Source organism: Aequorivita vitellina (assembly GCF_022008365.1).
Lineage (GTDB): Bacteria > Bacteroidota > Bacteroidia > Flavobacteriales > Flavobacteriaceae > Aequorivita > Aequorivita vitellina.
Window position 1 is genome coordinate 182,557 of record NZ_JAIRBA010000001.1, and the last position, 18,476, is coordinate 201,032.

General features: G+C 37.8%; 18 protein-coding genes. 9 read left to right on the forward strand and 9 right to left on the reverse strand.

All coding sequences use genetic code 11. The features are described from left to right. Window positions 1–40 precede the first annotated feature (40 nt). The 4 genes from K8089_RS00855 (at window position 41) to K8089_RS00870 (ending at window position 4,512) form a co-directional block, all read left to right on the forward strand. Window positions 41–631, forward strand: coding sequence for an N-acetylmuramoyl-L-alanine amidase family protein (locus tag K8089_RS00855; RefSeq protein WP_237601368.1), 591 nt, complete (start codon window positions 41–43; stop codon window positions 629–631). Window positions 632–747: 116 nt separating this feature from the next. Beyond that, window positions 748–1,737, forward strand: coding sequence for an aspartate-semialdehyde dehydrogenase (locus K8089_RS00860; RefSeq protein WP_237601369.1), 990 nt, complete (start codon window positions 748–750; stop codon window positions 1,735–1,737). Between the two features lie 116 nt (window positions 1,738–1,853). Then, entirely contained in the window at window positions 1,854–2,234 is a 381-nt protein-coding gene (locus K8089_RS00865; RefSeq protein WP_237601370.1) for a DoxX family membrane protein, read from the forward strand. 115 nt (window positions 2,235–2,349) lie between these two features. After that, window positions 2,350–4,512, forward strand: a complete 2,163-nt coding sequence (locus tag K8089_RS00870; protein ID WP_237601371.1) for a prolyl oligopeptidase family serine peptidase — start codon at window positions 2,350–2,352, stop codon at window positions 4,510–4,512. A 37-nt stretch (window positions 4,513–4,549) separates the two neighbouring features. On the opposite strand, the gene K8089_RS00875 is transcribed toward K8089_RS00870, so the two are convergent. The 5 genes from K8089_RS00875 to K8089_RS00895 all read right to left on the reverse strand — a co-directional run bounded on the left by K8089_RS00875 (window position 4,550) and on the right by K8089_RS00895 (window position 8,973). Next, complete coding sequence (locus K8089_RS00875) at window positions 4,550–5,554, reverse strand: NAD(P)H-dependent glycerol-3-phosphate dehydrogenase (protein ID WP_237601372.1); 1,005 nt, start codon at window positions 5,552–5,554, stop codon at window positions 4,550–4,552. 316 nt (window positions 5,555–5,870) lie between these two features. After that, window positions 5,871–6,455, reverse strand: coding sequence for a nicotinate (nicotinamide) nucleotide adenylyltransferase (gene nadD / locus K8089_RS00880; protein WP_237601373.1), 585 nt, complete (start codon window positions 6,453–6,455; stop codon window positions 5,871–5,873). A 54-nt stretch (window positions 6,456–6,509) separates the two neighbouring features. Next, a complete protein-coding gene (gene gmk, locus K8089_RS00885; protein WP_237601374.1) occupies window positions 6,510–7,085 on the reverse strand; it encodes a guanylate kinase in 576 nt (191 codons plus the stop codon). After that, window positions 7,086–7,943, reverse strand: a complete 858-nt coding sequence (locus K8089_RS00890) for a YicC/YloC family endoribonuclease (protein WP_237601375.1) — start codon at window positions 7,941–7,943, stop codon at window positions 7,086–7,088. 73 nt (window positions 7,944–8,016) lie between these two features. Further along, a complete protein-coding gene (locus tag K8089_RS00895) occupies window positions 8,017–8,973 on the reverse strand; it encodes a YheT family hydrolase (protein WP_237601376.1) in 957 nt (318 codons plus the stop codon). 85 nt (window positions 8,974–9,058) lie between these two features. On the opposite strand from K8089_RS00895, the gene K8089_RS00900 reads away from it, so the two are divergent. Continuing rightward, window positions 9,059–9,547, forward strand: a complete 489-nt coding sequence (locus tag K8089_RS00900; RefSeq protein WP_237601377.1) for an acyl-CoA thioesterase — start codon at window positions 9,059–9,061, stop codon at window positions 9,545–9,547. On the opposite strand, the gene K8089_RS00905 is transcribed toward K8089_RS00900, so the two are convergent. The 3 genes from K8089_RS00905 to K8089_RS00915 are packed head-to-tail and all read right to left on the reverse strand — an operon-like array spanning window position 9,544 to window position 11,574. Then, window positions 9,544–10,446: a DMT family transporter gene (locus K8089_RS00905; protein ID WP_237601378.1), complete on the reverse strand. Its 903-nt coding sequence runs from the start codon at window positions 10,444–10,446 to the stop codon at window positions 9,544–9,546. The two genes, K8089_RS00900 and K8089_RS00905, sit on opposite strands and share 4 nt — an antisense overlap. 2 nt (window positions 10,447–10,448) lie before the next feature. Beyond that, complete coding sequence (locus K8089_RS00910; RefSeq protein WP_237601379.1) at window positions 10,449–10,805, reverse strand: arsenate reductase family protein; 357 nt, start codon at window positions 10,803–10,805, stop codon at window positions 10,449–10,451. A gap of 10 nt (window positions 10,806–10,815) precedes the next feature. Beyond that, the gene (locus tag K8089_RS00915; RefSeq protein WP_237601380.1) at window positions 10,816–11,574 is read right to left on the reverse strand and encodes a DUF3298 and DUF4163 domain-containing protein; all 759 of its coding nucleotides are present in this window, start codon (window positions 11,572–11,574) and stop codon (window positions 10,816–10,818) included. A 160-nt stretch (window positions 11,575–11,734) separates the two neighbouring features. Here K8089_RS00915 and K8089_RS00920 point away from each other — a divergent pair, with 160 nt between their 5' ends. Next, the gene (locus K8089_RS00920; protein ID WP_237601381.1) at window positions 11,735–12,877 is read left to right on the forward strand and encodes a cystathionine gamma-synthase; all 1,143 of its coding nucleotides are present in this window, start codon (window positions 11,735–11,737) and stop codon (window positions 12,875–12,877) included. 1 nt (window position 12,878) lies between these two features. Here K8089_RS00920 and K8089_RS00925 read toward each other — a convergent pair whose 3' ends face one another. Then, on the reverse strand, window positions 12,879–13,679 hold the full coding sequence (locus K8089_RS00925) for a THC0290_0291 family protein (RefSeq protein ID WP_237601382.1): 801 nt from the start codon (window positions 13,677–13,679) through the stop codon (window positions 12,879–12,881). Window positions 13,680–13,936: 257 nt separating this feature from the next. Between K8089_RS00925 and gdhA the strand changes: the two genes are divergently transcribed. The 3 genes from gdhA to recO all read left to right on the forward strand — a co-directional run bounded on the left by gdhA (window position 13,937) and on the right by recO (window position 18,446). Beyond that, a complete protein-coding gene (gene gdhA / locus K8089_RS00930; RefSeq protein ID WP_237601383.1) occupies window positions 13,937–15,280 on the forward strand; it encodes an NADP-specific glutamate dehydrogenase in 1,344 nt (447 codons plus the stop codon). 131 nt (window positions 15,281–15,411) lie between these two features. Next, window positions 15,412–17,727 (forward strand): type IX secretion system anionic LPS delivery protein PorZ, encoded by a 2,316-nt coding sequence (porZ, locus tag K8089_RS00935; RefSeq protein ID WP_237601384.1) that lies wholly within the window; start codon window positions 15,412–15,414, stop codon window positions 17,725–17,727. After that, on the forward strand, window positions 17,727–18,446 hold the full coding sequence (recO, locus tag K8089_RS00940) for a DNA repair protein RecO (RefSeq protein WP_237601385.1): 720 nt from the start codon (window positions 17,727–17,729) through the stop codon (window positions 18,444–18,446). The genes porZ and recO overlap by 1 nt, the downstream gene beginning before the upstream one ends. Window positions 18,447–18,476 lie beyond the last annotated feature (30 nt).

Sequence of the window (18,476 nt, forward strand, 5' to 3'; positions counted from 1 at the left end):
GAAGAGGGTTCTTTTTATTTAGCTATCAAAAGAAATTTTTATGAGAAACAACTTGAGAATTTTTGGATTGATTTTTCTGCTCTTTACTTTTTCATTTTCACATGCACGTGAAAAAATAATTGTTATTGATGTGGGTCATGGCGGCAATGACAATGGATTTTCAATAGATGGGTTTATTGAAAAGGATCTTGTTTTTGAAATTGCCCTACAAATTGTTGCTTTAAATACAGAGGAAGATGTAAAAATAATTTTAACTCGGGAAGGAGATTATCCTATGTCATTAAAAGACCGAGTGGATCATATAAACTCATTAAATGCAGATTATGTAATTTCACTTCACATTAATTCAAATGAAGATGTTAGCGTCAATGGCTTCGATTTCTTTGTTAGTGCTAAGAATGCTGTAAGCGAAAAATCTAATGCGTTAGCGCAACGAATTGAAAAAACTATAGCCAGTGAATTCTCGAGCAATGGAATTAAAAATGCAAATCTTTTTCTTTTAAAAAATGTTTCGAATCCTGTCACACTTATTGAAATGGGCTATTTAAGTAATCCGAAAGATTTTGCGTTATTAACTTCCGTGGCAGGACAAAATAAAATAGCTGAAGTAATTTACAATTCAATAAAGTAACCTTTCATCTTAATACGAAAAATTCGCAGTACAAAACCTAATTTTACCACAACTACTTTGTGTTCTTTGCCAAAAACTTTGCGACCTTTGCGGTTAATTAATTGAATCCCGAAATTATGAAATTAGCCTTAGTTGGTGCCACCGGAATGGTTGGCGAAGTAATGTTAAAAGTGTTAGCGGAACGCAATTTTCCCGTGGACGAACTGCTTTTGGTGGCTTCAGAAAGGTCTGTGGGAAAGGAAATTTCGTTTAAAGGCAAAACCATTTCAGTAATTAGTTTAAAAGACGCTGTTGCCGCAAACCCGGATATTGCACTATTTTCGGCTGGCGGGAGCACATCGTTAGAATGGGCGCCAAAATTTGCTGAGGTTGGAACTACGGTAATCGATAACTCTTCCGCTTGGCGCATGGAGCCCGACAAAAAACTTATCGTTCCTGAAATAAACGCGCATTTGTTGACCAAAGACGATAAAATTATTGCCAACCCAAATTGCTCAACCATACAATTAGTGATGGCTTTGGCACCACTTCATAAAAAATATAAAATGAAAAGGGTTGTAGTTTCCACCTATCAGTCGGTTTCGGGGACTGGTTTAAAAGCGGTTAAACAGATGGAAAATGAAATGGCTGGAATTAAAGGGGAAATGGCCTATCCGTATCCAATCCATAAAAATGCTTTACCGCATTGCGATGTTTTTGAAGAAAATGGATACACCAAAGAAGAAATGAAACTGGCCCGCGAGCCTCAAAAAATATTAGACGATCGCACGTTTTCAATTACTGCAACTGCGGTGCGAATTCCTACTGCCGGGGGCCACAGCGAATCGGTAAATGTTCAATTTGAAAATGATTTTGAACTGGGCGATATTCGCAAAATGCTTCACGAAACTCCCGGCATTGTGCTTCAGGACAATCCAGACACCAACACCTACCCGATGCCAGTTTACGCCCACGATAAAGACGATGTTTTTGTGGGAAGAATTCGCCGGGACGAAACACAGTCTAACACGTTAAATATGTGGATAGTAAGCGACAATCTTAGAAAAGGCGCGGCTACCAATGCAATTCAAATTGCAGAATATTTAATAGAAAATAAATTAGTTTAGATTTTTAGGAAATACGTAGAAAGGTAACTAAAGAAATGTTAAAAAAACGCACATATTATAAAGGTGTGTTCTCTTTTTTTCAGTATCTTTAATAATTAACCGTAAACGTAAAGCCTATGAATTCAACTTTTACTAAAATCCTAAGAATCGTTTTAGGCTTGGGATTACTTTTTTTTGGACTGAGCAAATTGCTACACTTCAAGATTATGCCAACGCATATTTACACGGGAGATGCAGCTATTTTTATTGACTCGCTCAGCAACACCGGCTATATTCTAATAGTTGTTGGAATTTTTGAAATACTTATCGGTGCGCTATTAGTTTTTAATAAATGGGTGCCATTTGCACTATTATTGTTGGCGCCAATTACGGTAAACATTTTATTATTTCATCTATTTTTAGATACTCCAGGGCTCATTGCGGCTTTGGTTGTAGTGGTTTTAAATGTTATACTAATTTATAAGCATTGGAAAGTTTATAGACCACTATTTATTTAAAACACTCCCTTGGGAGAAATTAAAAGGCTTCATAAATAGAGGCCTTTTGCTTTTTAGTTTATTCACAGTTAAGTTAAAAGAAGTATCTTTGCATTTCGAAAAAAATTAAAATCTTATGAAGTTTTCAATCGTTCCTGCAATCTTTATCCTTGCTTTAGTTGGATGTAAAGAAGAGCAAAAAAAAGAAACAATTTCTGTGACTTATCCTCAAACAAAAAAAGTTGATACCGTAACTACCTATTTTGGTGTTGAAGTAAAAGACCCCTACCGCTGGTTAGAAGATGACCGCAGCGAAGAAACGGCTGCTTGGGTAAAAGCCGAAAATGAAGTAACTTTTGATTACTTAGAAAAAATTCCTTTTCGCGAAGAATTAAAAAAACGGCTGTCCGATCTTTGGAATTACGAAAAAGTTGGCGCACCATTCCACGAAGGAGACTATACTTATTTTTACAAAAACGACGGATTGCAAAATCAGTACGTTATTTATCGCTACAAAACGGGGGAAGATCCAAGTTCTGCGGAAGTATTTTTAGACCCAAATACATTCAAAGAAGATGGGACTATTTCATTAGGTGAAACCAGTTTTTCAAAAGACGGCAGCAAGTTAGCTTACAGTATTTCTGAAGGTGGCAGCGATTGGCGAAAAGTGCTCGTAATGAATACCGAAACAAAAGAATTGGTTGGCGATACATTAAAAGACATCAAATTTAGTGGCCTTTCTTGGAAAGCCGAAGACGGATTTTACTACTCTAGCTACGATAAGCCGAAAGGCAGCGAGCTCTCCGCAAAAACCGATCAGCACAAAGTGTATTACCATAAAATGGGAACGCCACAAAGTGAGGACCAAGTAATTTTTGGGGCAACCCCCGAAGAAAAACACCGCTATATAAACGCTAGTGTAACCGAAGACAACAACTATTTAATAATTAGAGCCAGTACTTCTACTTCTGGAAACAAACTTTTTATTAAAGATCTTACACAGCCAAATTCAAAATTTGTAACAATTTTAGACAATACAGATACAGATACGTTTATTCTTGAAAACGTAGGCTCTAAACTTTACATTGTAACAAATATGAATGCACCGAACAAAAAAATTGTTACGGTAGATGCTAAAAACCCAACCCCCGATAATTGGTCTGACTTTCTTCCAGAAACCGAAAACGTACTTTCACCAAGTACAGGTGGCGGCTATATTTTTGCAAATTACATGGTAGATGCAGTTTCAAAAGTAAAGCAGTATGATTACGACGGAAAGCTAATACGCGAAGTAGAACTTCCTGGCATTGGTTCCGTTGGTGGTTTTGGTACTAAAAAGGAAGAAGAAGAATTGTATTACTCTTTCACCAATTACGTTACACCGGGCAGTATTTATAAGTACGATATTGAAAGCGGTACTTCTGAATTATTTATAAAACCCGAAATAGATTTCAACCCAGAGAATTTTGAAAGTCAACAAGTATTCTATACTTCCAAAGATGGCACCAAAGTACCAATGATTATCACCCATAAAAAGGGGCTTAAAATGGATGGAAAAAATCCAACGATTCTTTACGGTTACGGTGGGTTTAATATTAGTTTAACGCCAAGCTTTAGTATTGCCAATGCAGTATGGATGGAGCAAGGTGGGATTTATGCGGTACCAAACCTTCGCGGAGGTGGCGAATACGGTAAAAAATGGCACGATGCAGGTACGCAGATGAAAAAGCAAAATGTATTTGATGATTTTATAGCCGCTGCCGAATATTTAATTGCAAACAATTACACCTCAAGCGATTATTTAGCAATTCGCGGAGGGTCAAACGGAGGTTTATTAGTTGGCGCAACAATGACGCAACGACCTAATTTAATGAAAGTAGCATTGCCTGCAGTAGGCGTTTTAGACATGCTTCGTTACCACACTTTCACCGCGGGAGCTGGCTGGGCTTACGACTACGGAACAGCCGACGACAGCAAAGAAATGTTTGAATATTTAAAAGGCTATTCCCCAGTACACAATGTAAAAGAAGGCGTTGCGTATCCAGCAACATTAATTACAACAGGCGATCACGACGATAGAGTAGTGCCAGCCCACAGTTTTAAATTTGCTGCTGAACTTCAAGCTAAACAAACCGGAAACAACCCAGTTTTAATTAGAATTGAAACCGATGCCGGTCACGGCGCTGGAACGCCAGTAAGTAAAACTATTGAGCAATATGCAGATATTTTTGGCTTCACCCTTTTCAATATGGGTTTTGAAGAACTTCCCGAAAATATTAATAAAGATATCAAACAATAAAAAAAAGGCCCCGCAAATAAATTTGCGGGGCTTTTTTTTAATTCAACTTTTCAGTTAATTTTTTAAATGTTTTCTTGGGGTCTTTGTTTTCATAAAGAATTCCGTAGACCGCATTTATAATTGGTGTTTTCGCCTTTTTCTTTCCTTTTTGTTGGTTTAATTTATAGGCGCTTTTTGTTGCGTAATAACCTTCAGCAATCATGCTCATCTCCAGTTGGGCGCTTTTTACTGTGTATCCTTTTCCTACCATGGTTCCGAAGAGTCTGTTTCTACTAAAAATGGAATAACCGGTTACAAGCAAATCGCCTAAATAGGCAGAATCGTTGATGTCGCGTTTCATTTTATGAACTTTTTTAACATACTTTTTCATTTCGCGAATGGCATTGCTCATCAACACACTTTGGAAGTTATCTCCATAGCCAAGTCCGTGTGCTATTCCCGCAGCTACCGCGTAAATGTTTTTAAGCATTGCAGCGTACTCTATTCCTAATACGTCGTCGCTTGTAGTGCAGTATATATAATCGCTGCTTAAAGCGTCTGCAATACGTTTTGCTTTTTCATCATCGGCGCTGGCTATTGTAAGGTAGGAGAGTCTTTCTAATGCAACTTCTTCGGCGTGGCAGGGACCGGATATTACGCCAATATTATTGAAGGGAACTTTATAATGTGTATTAAAGTGGTCGCCGACAATAAGGCTGGTTTCGGGAACAATTCCTTTAATAGCCGAAAACACAATTTTATCTTCTAAAGAGACAGTCAATTTTTCTAACTCTGGGTGAAGAAAAGCAGAAGGAATTACGAATATGAGTATATCTGCATTAGTTACGGTTTCATTTATGTCGCTACTGAGTTTTAATTGTTTTAAATTAAACTCTACCGAACTTAGGTAATTTGGATTGTGACCGTGCTTTTTAAGATGTTCCAAAGCATAATTGTTGCGCATATACCAACCTACTTGGTCAACATTTTCGCAAAGCATTTTTACAATGGCCGTGGCCCAGCTTCCTCCGCCAAAGACCGCATATTTTGGTTTATCAGACATTTGTTTAGTTTTTAAAATAGTATCGAAAATTGTGTGTGCAACAAATACTTTTTTAATGATTCGTCAAATTTAAAGGGACATATCAAAAGTACACAATTCCAAATTAAACATTTAACAGTAGCTTAAGATTAGCAGTACAATGTTTCATAAAACCTATGCGTTATTTGCATTGATTATTGAGATGGTTTTTCCCTCAATACGAGAGTAGTTTCAATGATTTTGGTTGGTTATTTAGTTGAGACCGCTCCCTAAATGTAAGTTTAGTGGGGCGGTTTTTTATTCCTGCGAAGGCAAGTATCTTTTAGTCTATTGAAGATTACTTGTAAAAATTCATCTCATCCAGATACTGCCAAACCTCAGCGGAAAGCATTGGTTTTATATTTTTCCCAGATTTTATACCCTTGCGAATAAAGGTTGAAGAAAGTTCAATAATTGGGGCGTTTACAGTTTTAATCTTTTCGTGATTGTCAAATTTAGTTTCCACAGTTCCTTCCGAAATACGCGGATAAACGTAGATTGAATGTCTATCTAAGATTACGTCGAAGTTTTTCCACTTGTGAAAACTTTTTAAATTGTCTTCCCCCATTATTAAACCGAAGTTATTTTTAGGGTATTTCTCTTCCAAATACGCCAAAGTATTCACCGTGTAATTGGGCTGCGGAAGATCAAATTCTACATTGCTTGCGTGCAATTTTGGATAATTCTCCAATGCAATCCGAACCATTGCCAAGCGGTGATGGTCTTCTAAAAGTGTTTTCTTTTTTTTATGCGGATTGTGCGGTGTAACCACAAACCAAACCTCATCTAAATCGCTGAACTCCACCAAATGGTTGGCAATAATTAAATGCCCAATGTGTATTGGGTTAAAAGTACCAAAATAGAGTCCTATTTTCTTTGCCATTTGTATTTTATTCTCGGGTGCTCCATTATTGTTGAAACGCAATACATTGCGTCTCTACGGTGTATTTATAAATTTTTCTACCAAATCTTCAGCTTCATTTAAAGCAGTTTGCAAATCGTGGTTTTTTATAATATGATCAAATTGTGGTGCAGTAGCCAATTCTACCGAAGCCTTTGCAATACGCATATTAATTCGTTCATCACTTTCGGTTTTACGTTTTTTAAGTCGGATTTTCAGCTCGTCGATACTCGGAGGTTTTACGAAAACCGCTAATGTTTTCTCCGGAAATTTCTTTTTAATTCGAAGTCCGCCAGCAACGTCAATATCGAAAATTACGTTTTTTCCGTGGCTCCAAATACGTTCTACTTCACTTTTTAATGTGCCGTAAAAATTATCGCGGTACACTTCTTCCCACTCTAAAAAATCATCGTTTTTAATGTGCTGTTTAAAATCGTGCAATGAAATGAAGTAATAATTCTCACCGTGTTTTTCATCGCCTCGAGCTTCGCGCGAAGTACAGGAAACCGAAAACTCGAGATTTAAATCTTGTTGTTTTAACAAATGTTGAACGATGGTAGTTTTACCACTTCCCGAAGGTGCCGAGAATACAATTAATTTTCCTCCTTTCATCTATAAAACGTTTAGAGCTTGTTCCTTAATTTTTTCTAGCTCGTCTTTCATTTGCACCACTACTTGCTGCATAGGCGCATAGTTGGCTTTGCTACCGATAGTGTTGATTTCGCGGCCTATTTCCTGTGTAATAAAACCCAGCTTTTTACCATTGGAATCTGTAGATTTAAGTGCTTGATTAAAGTATTCTAAATGGTTTTTTAAACGCACTTTTTCTTCAGTAATATCGTATTTTTCGAGGTAGTAAATTAATTCCTGCTCAAAACGGTTTTCGTCAACTTTTTCTTTAATATCTGCAACCGCTTTGCGCAATCTTTCCTTTACTGCATCCACGCGTTCGGGGTCGATAGCAATTACTTCTTTTAGCAATTTCGAAATGCTTTTAGAACGTTCCAAAAAGTCGTTTTCTAACACCTCGCCTTCGTCGGTTCTATATTTGTTGATTGCTTCTAGCGCTTGGTCAATTCCCTTTAAAATAGCTTGGTATTCTTTTTCGTCAATCTCTTCGCGCTCGGTTTTTAGCGCATCGGGCATACGCACCGCCATTTTTAAAAGCTCCACCGGGTCGCCGTTTACCACATTTGCGAGTTGTTTTATATATTGTTTTACCACGCTTTCATTGAGTTGGGTTGTAACTTCTTCGCCGGTAACTTCTATGTAAAGTGAAAAATCGATTTTTCCGCGTTGCAAAGATTTTGCAAGCAAATCGCGAATTTCCAGCTCTTTTTCACGGTAAGCCGAAGGCACGCGCGTGTTGAGGTCGAGGCCTTTGCTGTTTAACGATTTAATTTCAATGGTAATGGTTTTGGATGGCAACTGAACAACTTCTTTGCCGTAGCCCGTCATGGATTGGATCATATTCCTAATTTATTGAAGCGCAAAGGTAATAAAAAAGTCCCCACCCCGACCCTCCGCAAAGGGAAGGGAGTTATTACGAGTTTAAAAATTGCAGTGCGCGCGCTTCACTGTAATACAATTTATTGGTTTGGTGAAAACCTACGTGCCCGCCGTATTTTGCAATTTCAAAGTGAAGGTTTTTCATTTTTGAAGCCATTTCGGTTGGATAACATTCCGGAGAGAGAAAACTGTCGTTTGCAGCATTTAAAATATAAACTGGAATTTTAATGTTCGGCAGAAATTGCAAACTGCTGTTCTTTTCGTAATAGTCAAAAGCATCTTTAAAACCGTGTGCTGGCGCAGTGTAAAGATGGTCGAACTGCAAAAGTGAAGTAATTTTTTTATAATCTGAAGCCGTCATTTTTTCGGGAAAATCCTTCATTTTTGCTTTGTATTTTTTCCGAAGATTTAAAAGAAATGAATTTCGATAAACCCAATTGGAAAATTCATTTAAAGTTTCCAAAGAGCCTCTTAAACTCAGCGGAGTAGAAATGGCGACGGCTTTTTTTATCTGCTTCGGAAATGTTTCGCGCTCGCCCAAATACTTCAAAAGTAAGTTTCCGCCTAAGCTAAAACCTACTAAAACAATTTCGGTGTATTTGTCTTTTTTCAAAATTGAATTGATAACGGCTTCCAAATCGTCTGTCTTGCCCGCGTTGTACGATTGATACGAAAGGTTTACTTCGCCACTACAGCCTCTAAAGTTAACAGCTGCAACATCCCAGCCATTTTCATTTAAAATTTTTGCTTGCCCTTTCATATAAACTCGCTGTGCATTTCCTTCCAAACCGTGCAGAAGAATTGCCACTTTTTGCGAAGGCGTTTTGGCAAATGAATAGTCAATGTCTAAAAAATCATCATCGGGCAATTGTATGCGTTCACGTTGCTGAATTAAACTTGGCGAAGGCCGAAGCTTGGCTGAATAAATAGTAGCGAAATGCCCATTTTTAAAAGGGAAGGCGGGCTCGTAATTACTTTTAATTAGTGGCATTTTATAAAATAACTTTAACAGAAACTAAACATATTTACTATGCTTGCATAACAAAAGTAGCTTAAATTTGTAAAAAAAATTAAAGATGTACACAAAACAGTTTGAAATACGCTGGAGCGATATTGATGCCAATCGACATTTGCGCAACAGTGCCTATATAGATTATATGAGTCATACCCGGATGTCGTTTTTATTGGAATGTGGGATGACCCAAAAAAGCCTTGCTGAACATAATTTAGGGCCGGTTGCATTTTACGAACATATGTATTATTTCCGTGAATTTTTTCCCGGAAAACCAGTAAAGGTTTCACTTCAATTAAAAGGCTTATCGGAAGACGGAATGTATTTTGAATTTCTTCATAATTTTTACGACGAAAACGGCAGAAACTGCGCCCGTTGCGAAATGATGGGTGGGTGGATTGATTTAATGGACAGGAAACTTGTGGGTCTTCCAAAGGTGTTTTATGACCAATTTAATGCATTGGACAAAACAGACGATTTTAGAATTTTAACCAAAGATAATACTCGTAAATACAGTCAGCGTCCGGATGATTTAAATTTAAAATCGGTTTAAGGAATAACCAGAGGTTTTTTCGGCTTTCTGGTTGAAAGATAAACACCCATAAATATTAGGGCAGCAGCCCCCACTCGCAACGCGTTTATGGTATCTGCGCCTACTAATATTGCAAAGACAGTGGCAACCACAGGCTGCAGATAAATAAATACACCAACAGTTGATGGGCTTAATTGTTTTAGCGCAAAAATGTTAAACAGATAGGTTAAAAATGATGTGGCAACAACTACAAAAACCATTTGCATTATTTCGGAAGTAGTGAGTTGCAACCATTCTACTTGAATGAATTCAGAATACCCTACGGGAAGGTTTATACAGAATGCGATGAGGAAGAAATATTTCAATAAGGTGATGGCTTTGTATTTTGAAACCAGTGGTTTTACTAAAATTAAGTAGAAAGAATAGGAGATTGCGTTTAGTACAAATAGCAAATTTCCCAAAGGAATATTAGGCGCGTTGCTTTGCGATTTTTCTTGAAATAGAATTAAAACCAGCGCTCCCGAAAGCCCGAAGATAATTCCTAAAGTTTTAATTAAAGTTATACGTTCGCGTAGAATTAATGCTGTTAGCAACAGTAATAAAACTGGGGTGATTGTCATTGAAACGGCGCTGTTAATAGGGGTGGAAAGGCTCAGTCCTTTAAAAAACATAAGCATATTTAATACCATTCCAAAAAGGGCACAGGCTAAAAATCGCCACCAATCTCGAGGTGCTATTTTTTCAGATTTTGTAAATAAGCTTAAAATCCAAAAGAGAATTGCGGCTCCGCCAACGCGCAAAACAATAAAGCCGAACGGTTGAATAACGTGTGGCATCAGGCCTTTTGCCACGGTATGATTAATGCCATAAATAAATTCGGTTGCCGTTGCGGCAAGTATGGCAATTAATCTTTTGTCCATTTTTAATTAGAATGAATAGATTTTTTAGCAGCAGCAACGGTTTTTGCGCTGCTTCCTATAAAAATCTGATCGTTATTTACTATAACGGGGCGTTTTAAAAAGGTGTAGTGTTCTAAAATTAAAGATTTGTAATCTTCTTCAAGTAAGTTTTTATCTTTTAGTTTTCGCTCTTGAAAAAGTCTGGCTCTTCTGCTAAACAAATCTTCAAAACTATTGGTTAAGTTGAAAAGTTCTTCCAATTCTGCTTCGGTAATGCCTTGCGTTTTAATGTCTTGTTTTATGAATGACGAAGGAATTTCTATTTCATTCATTACACGTTTGCAGGTATCGCAGCTGGATAGATAATATACTTTTTGCATAGCGCCAAAGTTAGTCAATACTTAAAAAAGACTCCGCATCTTTTATGGCAATTTTTAGTTCAATGGGGCCATCGGCATAGCTTGCGATATCGTATTGATTGTAAATAAAAATAAGGCTATCTTGCGTAAAACCAACACTTTCGGGAAGGTAGAATTTTTCATTTTTAAACCAAAATTTGGTATCGTTAATACCTTGATCTTCGGCAATTTCCTGTTGCTTTCTAAATTTTTTCTCAGCAAATGCCGTAAATTCTTTTCGATTATTAAAAAGCGCTGCCGAAGTTAGCTCTTCACCTGTTTGCGGGTTTACATTTAAAAAAGTAGTTGTGCCATAGCCGTGTGCGCCGCCTGTGTACAGATACTGACGCATTTCAAAACACATATGCTCTTCGGTATTGTAAATTTCATTCACTGAAATTTCAGCAAAATATTCGCCCGCCATATCTGGAAATTCGGCCTTGTCTGCTTTATAAGCTTCAATAAATTCGGTGGCTGCTTCTTGAATGGTAGTTGCGGTTGGTACCGTGTCTTCACCCAATAAAAGTGAGTTAAAGATGAAGTTTTTTATTTTCTGATTAATTTTTTCGGAAACAGCTTTATCGCCAAAAACTTCAACATAATTAATTGTTACTTCGGGACATTTGGAGTTTTCGCAAATTTTAAGTTCCTTTTCGGTAAAACTTTCCGAAGAGATTTCTATGTTTTTTTCCTGGTTGCAACCCACGCAAATTAGCGCAATAAAAACGGCGACCGTAATTTTGTAATACATAATGTTAAATAGAATAGATGGTTAGCTTTCACAAATGAAACGCTTACATTTGAAATTCAAAAGTAATAACTTTAAAATCAGCTATTGTGAAAGTTATATTAAATGATAAAAATATAGTTTTAATATTGCTGATTGTCACTTTGAAATCTTCGAGAATTATATGAAATTCAACACTAAAACCATACACGGCGGGCAGCAAAATGTAGATCCAGCTTACGGTTCCGTAATGCCTCCAATTTATCAAACCTCAACCTATTCGCAAACCACACCCGGCGGCCACAAAGGTTTTGAATATTCGCGTAGCGGCAACCCAACGCGGGCTGCTTTGGAACGTGCTTTTGCAAGTATTGAAAACGGTGCATTCGCGCTTGCCTTTGGAAGTGGTCTCGCCGCAATTGATGCCGTAATGAAACTTTTGAGACCTGGCGATGAGGTAATTTCAACCAACGATCTTTACGGCGGAACGTATCGATTGTTTACAAAGATTTTTGAAGGTTTTGGTATTAAATTTCATTTTGTTGGAATGGAAAATGCCGAAAGAATTGAGCAATACATAAACGATAAAACAAAACTGATTTGGGTAGAAACACCAACTAACCCAATGATGAATATTATAGATATAAAAAAAGCGGCTTCAATTGCCAAAAAACACAACGTATTACTGGCGGTGGACAACACTTTTGCAACTCCGTATTTACAACAACCGTTAGAAATGGGCGCCGATATAGTGATGCACAGCGCCACAAAATATCTCGGTGGACACAGCGATGTGGTAATGGGCGCTTTGGTTGTAAAGGATAAAGTACTTGCAGATAGGTTGTATTTTATTCAAAATGCGAGCGGTGCTATTTGTGGGCCGCAGGATTGTTTTTTGGTCTTACGCGGATTAAAAACGCTCCACGTTCGTATGCAGCGGCATTGCGAAAACGGGAAGGCCATTGCAGAATATTTGGCCGAACATCCGAAGATTGAAAAAGTGTATTGGCCGGGTTTTGAAAGCCACCCAAATCACGCAATTGCGAAATCACAGATGCACGATTATGGTGGGATGATTTCATTTGTAACCAAAGGAAACAATTACGGAGAAGCCATAAAAATAGTCGAAAACTTGAAAATTTTCATCTTGGCAGAAAGTCTTGGCGGGGTAGAAAGTCTTGCGGGACATCCTGCTAGTATGACGCACGCTAGCATTCCGAAAGTGGAGCGTGAAAAAATAGGGGTTGTAGATTCGTTAATTCGTCTTTCCGTGGGCATTGAAGACGCCAAAGATTTAATTGCCGATTTAAAACAAGCAATCGGGTAGCTTAATTTATGTAGTAAATATACCCCACGTTTAGCCAATAAATCCATTCGTTGGCTTTGTTTTCTGGAACAGGTGTAGAGCCATTATTTTCAAAAGTGGGATTAAGTCCGTCAACCCAATCTGAAAAGTAAAAATGCCAACGACTGTCGAGCATTAAATCGCTCAAAGGGGACAGTTTGTATCTAATACCCACACTCCATACAACAGCCCAAGTTGATGCAGGTTCCTGCTGAAAACCGTTATAATATTTATCTGGTGTAGTAGCGGGGCTATTAAGCTGCCCTAGAGTAGAAGATACTTCGGGGTCATAGCTTACCCAATGTGCTCCCATACTAATAAAGGGTGCAATTTTATATTGACCGGCGGCAAAATCGCGGATGCTTAATGGGAAGTATTCAAGTTGAGAACCTACTTCAAAAACAGTGGCTGAGCCGCTCATTGCCCGCAGCTGATCTGCAAAAAGAGAAGTGCGGTCTGGAGCCACCCATTTCCCGTAATGGTTTAAATTTGTTTGGTGGTAATCAAGTTCTGTCCGTATTTTAAAGTGATCGTTAAAATATACAGCCCGAGTATAACAGTTACAATCTGAGCTATATGAAAAATTGATATAATGTATAAGTCCAATTCCAAAACCGACGTTTCCGGCGTTGGTTTCAAAATTATAACGCTCTCCAAAATCTGAATAGAAAACCACTGGACCGGTAATAACACCCACCTCATGCGAAAACCCAGCCTGACTGAAACTATCTTGTTTAGTAAAAAACAAAAAGAAAAATACCAATAAAAACAATTTGGTATTCATTGAGTTGTGGATTTAGATTGAGAAACAACAAATATATAAAAACAAATTTACCATTGAAGTTTTAAAAAGCTATTTGGTTAATTTGTAAAAAAATTGAGCCACAGTTTTTATCATAACACTTATATTTGTGCATTCCTTGTGTTATTGTTGATTCCAAATAGGTTTTCAAAATAAATTTTTTTGAGGACAAATTCGCTAAAAGATTTAAACTTTCACTTCACAGGGAGTTCGCTAAAAGTAAAATAAAATTATAACCAATGAAGCAAAGTATTATTGATTTCATTTCTGAAGTCGAAAAACGCAATCCCCATGAGCCTGAATTTCTACAGGCGGTAACCGAAGTTGCCGAAACAGTAATCCCTTTTATTGAAAAAAACGAAAAGTACGCCAACAAAATGTTGTTAGAACGCATGGTAGAGCCAGAGCGCACTATTCTTTTTCGCGTTCCTTGGACGGACGACAACAACAACATTCACGTAAATAAAGGGTACCGGGTTGAGTTTAATTCAGCAATTGGTCCATACAAAGGTGGTTTGCGTTTCCACCCTTCGGTAAACTTGAGCATCCTGAAGTTTTTGGGCTTTGAACAAACTTTTAAAAACAGTTTAACGACCCTTCCGCTTGGCGGCGGAAAAGGCGGGTCTAATTTTGATCCAAAAGGAAAAAGCGACTCCGAAATAATGCGTTTCTGCCAAAGTTTTATGACCGAGTTATGTCGCCACATTGGCCCAGATACAGACGTTCCGGCGGGTGATATTGGCGTAGGTGGTCGCGAAATTGGTTATATGTACGGTCAGTACAAACGTATTCGCAATGAGTTTACAGGTGTACTTACCGGCAAAGGTCTTTCGTATGGTGGATCCCTTATTAGACCGGAAGCAACAGGTTATGGCAACGTGTATTTTGCAAAGGATATGTTGGAAACTCGAGGTGAAAGTTTCAAAGGAAAAACCGTGGTTATTTCCGGCTCCGGAAACGTGGCTCAATACGCAGCCGAAAAAGTACTTCAATTTGAAGGAAAAGTTGTAACATTTTCAGATTCTGCAGGTTATATCTTAGACCCCGAAGGAATAGATGAAGAGAAGTTAGCCTTCGTTATGGAATTGAAGAACGAAAAGCGCGGACGTATTTCAGAATACACAAAAAAATATACGGGTGCACAATATATTGAAGGTAAACGCCCTTGGGAAGTAAAATGCGATATCGCACTTCCCTGTGCAACCCAAAACGAATTAAATGGCGAAGAAGCAGAAATGCTTTTAAAAAATGGCTGTTTCTGTGTAGGTGAAGGCGCCAATATGCCGTGTACACCCGAAGCTGTTGAAGCATTTCAAAAAGCAAAAATTTTGTTTTCGCCCGGAAAAGCATCAAATGCGGGAGGCGTTGCCACTTCAGGTTTAGAAATGTCTCAAAATTCGTTGCGTTTAAGCTGGACAGCCGCCGAGGTTGACGAAAAACTTCACGGTATTATGAACCACATTCACGCCGCTTGCGTTCAATACGGAAAAGACGATGAGGGCTATGTAGATTATGTAAAAGGCGCTAATATTGCAGGTTTCGTAAAAGTAGCCGACGCTATGTTAGCACAAGGTGTAGTATAAGTACATCAAATTAAAATAAGGCAAAAGCCTTTCCGATTATCTTTTCAATTTGAAAGATATGGAAAGGCTTTTTCCATCAGATACAGCAATAAATAGTATTTTAGCGTGTTAATATTCAAAACCTATTTTTTATGAAGCTGTGGGCAATTGCTTTACTAATTATATTCCCTATTCTGGCGTGCGCCCAGAATTTTGAAGACCGATGGGTTGGGCATTTTTCATATGTATCTATTAAGGATATTTCGCAGGGCAATAACAATATTTATGTGGGTGCCGAAAACGCTGTGTTTAGCTATAACCTTTCAACTAAGAAAATAAAAACACTTTCTACCGTTAATGGTTTGTCGGGTAATAAAATAACAACACTTCATTATAGCGAAGATTATGGTCTGCTTGTAATTGGTTATGAAGATGGATTGATTGAAATAGTAAAAGACGGAGAAGAAAGAGTGCTAAAAGTGGTGGATATTTTAGAAAAACAAACCATTCCACCCGATAGAAAACGCATTAATAATTTTACCGAATTTGACGGTAAACTCTACATTGCCACCCAATACGGAATCTCGCTCTACAATATGGCGAGATTAGAATTTGGCGATACTTATTTTATAGGTGATGGCGGAGGGCAAATAGAAATTGTTCAAACCATTATTAACGAGCCATACATTTTTGCAGCCAGCTCCACCGATGGAATACGCAGAGCACTTGTAGCAGACGATAATTTAATTGATTATGAAAACTGGACTACAATAGTGGGTGGTGGATACCGAGCTGCAGAAAAACTTGGCAACGAACTTTACGCGGCTACCCGTTCAAATTCTATCTTGCGTTTCACTTTCAATGGCGCTACTACGGTTGTAAAGAATTTTTCTTCGGAAGTGGTTAAATTTAGACTCGACGATAACTTATTGACAATTACTACTAAAAATTCCATTCAAGCTTATTCGCAAGGATTTGTTGAAGAAGCTGCTGTAAACAATGTGCTAGATTACGATTTGGATTTGCTTTCAGGTTACGGTTTTGAACAGAATTTTTATATAGGAACCAATGAAGACGGCCTGTTAATTGTTCCTTTTGGCAGTATGCAAGCCGAACAGATTTTACCGAACGGCCCCGAAAGAAATGGTCCGTATTCTATTGATGCTTCTCCAGGACAACTGTGGGTAAACTTTGGTGAAATAGACAAAGATTACAATCCGTTTCCGCTTTCGCGTTATGGAATAAGTGTTTTAAAAGATACGCTTTGGACAAATATTTCATACGAAGATTTAAGTTTGGCAGTGGGCGCAGAACCAACAGATTTGGTAAATGTTACCATAAACCCAAAATTGCCGAATGAAGTTTACATGAGTTCATTTCAAAAAGGGCTATTAAAAATTGTTGACGATAGACCCACGATTCTGTACGATGAAACCAATAGCCCGTTGGAAAGAGTTATTATTCCATTGACTGGAGGTGGAACTGCAGATGCTGGAATAAGAATTTATGGGTCTGATTTTGATCCTCAAGGCAATCTGTGGTTTACTCAAACAAAAGTAGATGAAGGTTTAATAAAACTAACTCCAGGCGGACAATTTCAAAAAACCGATTTATCGAGTGTTATTACTACAGCGCTCAATGAATTGGCAATAGCCCAATTAGATATAAGTCGCGAGAATTATGTTTTTATGGGTACATACAGCAATGGTTTAATAGGATATAATCCAACTACAGATAGACTTAATAAAATTGGCCAAGGACCTGGCAATGGTAATTTACCTTCAGACGCCGTAAGAACAATAGCGTTCGATGCTCAAAATAGACTTTGGATAGGCACCTTAAAAGGCTTACGCGTACTTTATAGCCCCGGTAGTTTTTTTGAAGAAGGAACGACCCCAGACGCACAAGCAATTATTATACTTGAAGATGGTGTGCCGCAAGAACTTTTATATGAACAGACAATTACAGACATTGAAGTAGACGGCTCTAATAACAAATGGATTGCTACAACCTCTTCGGGTGTTTTTTACTTGTCTCCAAATGGACAAGAAACATTGCTTCGATTTACGAAAGATAATTCCCCTTTGCCATCTAATAACGTGCAAGACATAGCCATTGATCCATTTACGGGGGTGGTTTATTTCGCAACACTTCAGGGGCTCGTGGCTTATAAAGGAACTGCTACCGCTCCAGGTGATAATTTGGAAAATTTACACGCCTTTCCAAATCCTGTTCGACCCGGATTTACCGGAAATGTAACCATAGATGGTCTCACTGCTCAAGCCAATGTAAAAATTACTGATATTACCGGAAATCTTGTTTTTGAAGAAACTTCGGAAGGGGGAAGTGTGCTGTGGGATACAACCGCTTTTGGAAAGTACAAAGTGCGTTCCGGGGTATATTTAGTACTTGTTACCACAGACGATAACCTAGAAACCAAAGTTTCTAAAATAATGATTATCCGCTAATGGTCGTTGCTACCAAAGCCATCGTTTTTTCAGCCATAAAATATTCCGAAGCAGATTTAATTGTGTGTTGTTATACTGAAACTGCAGGCGTAAAAAGCTATTTACTCCGCGGTATCCTAAGATCGAAAAAAGGAAAATTAAAAGCGTCTTATTTTCAGCCGCTCACGCAACTGGAACTAATTGCAGATCATAAAAACAAAGGCAGTTTAGACTATATTAAAGAAGCTAAAGTTGCCGTTCCATATCAATCACTGCATACCGATATCGTAAAATCTGGTTTGGTTATGTTTTTGGCCGAAATGCTTAAAAACTGTATTCGCGAAGAAGAACCGAATACCGAACTTTTTACTTTTATGGAACGGTCTTTTCAATGGTTGGATGAAAATGATGCTGTTGCAAATTTTCATATATTTTTTTTAATGCAACTCAGTTTGTATTTAGGCTTCTTTCCAGATACTACAAATATTGAAGAAGCATATTTCAATATAATGGAAGGCAATTTTCAAGCTACAAACACTTCCAATTATTGTATAGAAGGCGAACGAATTGAAAATTTTAAACTGTTCTTCGAATTAAATTACGACAGTTTAAAAACATTAAAACTCTCCAAAAACCAACGCAAAGATTTACTTGAATTAGTTTTAACATATTACAGCTTGCACGTGCAAGGTTATCAAAAACCGAAATCATTAGCGGTGCTAAATCAGTTATTTTTGTAAAAAATTGTGCTTTTGAAAGGTAAGCTAAAC

Excerpts from the sequence above, each read along its gene's own strand:
- K8089_RS00855 (WP_237601368.1), top strand. The coding sequence starts at position 41 with ATGAGAAACAACTTGAGAATTTTTGGATTGATTTTTCTGCTCTTTACT.
- K8089_RS00860 (WP_237601369.1), top strand. The coding sequence starts at position 748 with ATGAAATTAGCCTTAGTTGGTGCCACCGGAATGGTTGGCGAAGTAATG.
- K8089_RS00865 (WP_237601370.1), top strand. The coding sequence starts at position 1,854 with ATGAATTCAACTTTTACTAAAATCCTAAGAATCGTTTTAGGCTTGGGA.
- K8089_RS00870 (WP_237601371.1), top strand. The coding sequence starts at position 2,350 with ATGAAGTTTTCAATCGTTCCTGCAATCTTTATCCTTGCTTTAGTTGGA.
- K8089_RS00875 (WP_237601372.1), bottom strand. The coding sequence starts at position 5,554 with ATGTCTGATAAACCAAAATATGCGGTCTTTGGCGGAGGAAGCTGGGCC.
- nadD (WP_237601373.1), bottom strand. The coding sequence starts at position 6,455 with ATGGCAAAGAAAATAGGACTCTATTTTGGTACTTTTAACCCAATACAC.
- gmk (WP_237601374.1), bottom strand. The coding sequence starts at position 7,085 with ATGAAAGGAGGAAAATTAATTGTATTCTCGGCACCTTCGGGAAGTGGT.
- K8089_RS00890 (WP_237601375.1), bottom strand. The coding sequence starts at position 7,943 with ATGATCCAATCCATGACGGGCTACGGCAAAGAAGTTGTTCAGTTGCCA.
- K8089_RS00895 (WP_237601376.1), bottom strand. The coding sequence starts at position 8,973 with ATGCCACTAATTAAAAGTAATTACGAGCCCGCCTTCCCTTTTAAAAAT.
- K8089_RS00900 (WP_237601377.1), top strand. The coding sequence starts at position 9,059 with ATGTACACAAAACAGTTTGAAATACGCTGGAGCGATATTGATGCCAAT.
- K8089_RS00905 (WP_237601378.1), bottom strand. The coding sequence starts at position 10,446 with ATGGACAAAAGATTAATTGCCATACTTGCCGCAACGGCAACCGAATTT.
- K8089_RS00910 (WP_237601379.1), bottom strand. The coding sequence starts at position 10,805 with ATGCAAAAAGTATATTATCTATCCAGCTGCGATACCTGCAAACGTGTA.
- K8089_RS00915 (WP_237601380.1), bottom strand. The coding sequence starts at position 11,574 with ATGTATTACAAAATTACGGTCGCCGTTTTTATTGCGCTAATTTGCGTG.
- K8089_RS00920 (WP_237601381.1), top strand. The coding sequence starts at position 11,735 with ATGAAATTCAACACTAAAACCATACACGGCGGGCAGCAAAATGTAGAT.
- K8089_RS00925 (WP_237601382.1), bottom strand. The coding sequence starts at position 13,679 with ATGAATACCAAATTGTTTTTATTGGTATTTTTCTTTTTGTTTTTTACT.
- gdhA (WP_237601383.1), top strand. The coding sequence starts at position 13,937 with ATGAAGCAAAGTATTATTGATTTCATTTCTGAAGTCGAAAAACGCAAT.
- porZ (WP_237601384.1), top strand. The coding sequence starts at position 15,412 with ATGAAGCTGTGGGCAATTGCTTTACTAATTATATTCCCTATTCTGGCG.
- recO (WP_237601385.1), top strand. The coding sequence starts at position 17,727 with ATGGTCGTTGCTACCAAAGCCATCGTTTTTTCAGCCATAAAATATTCC.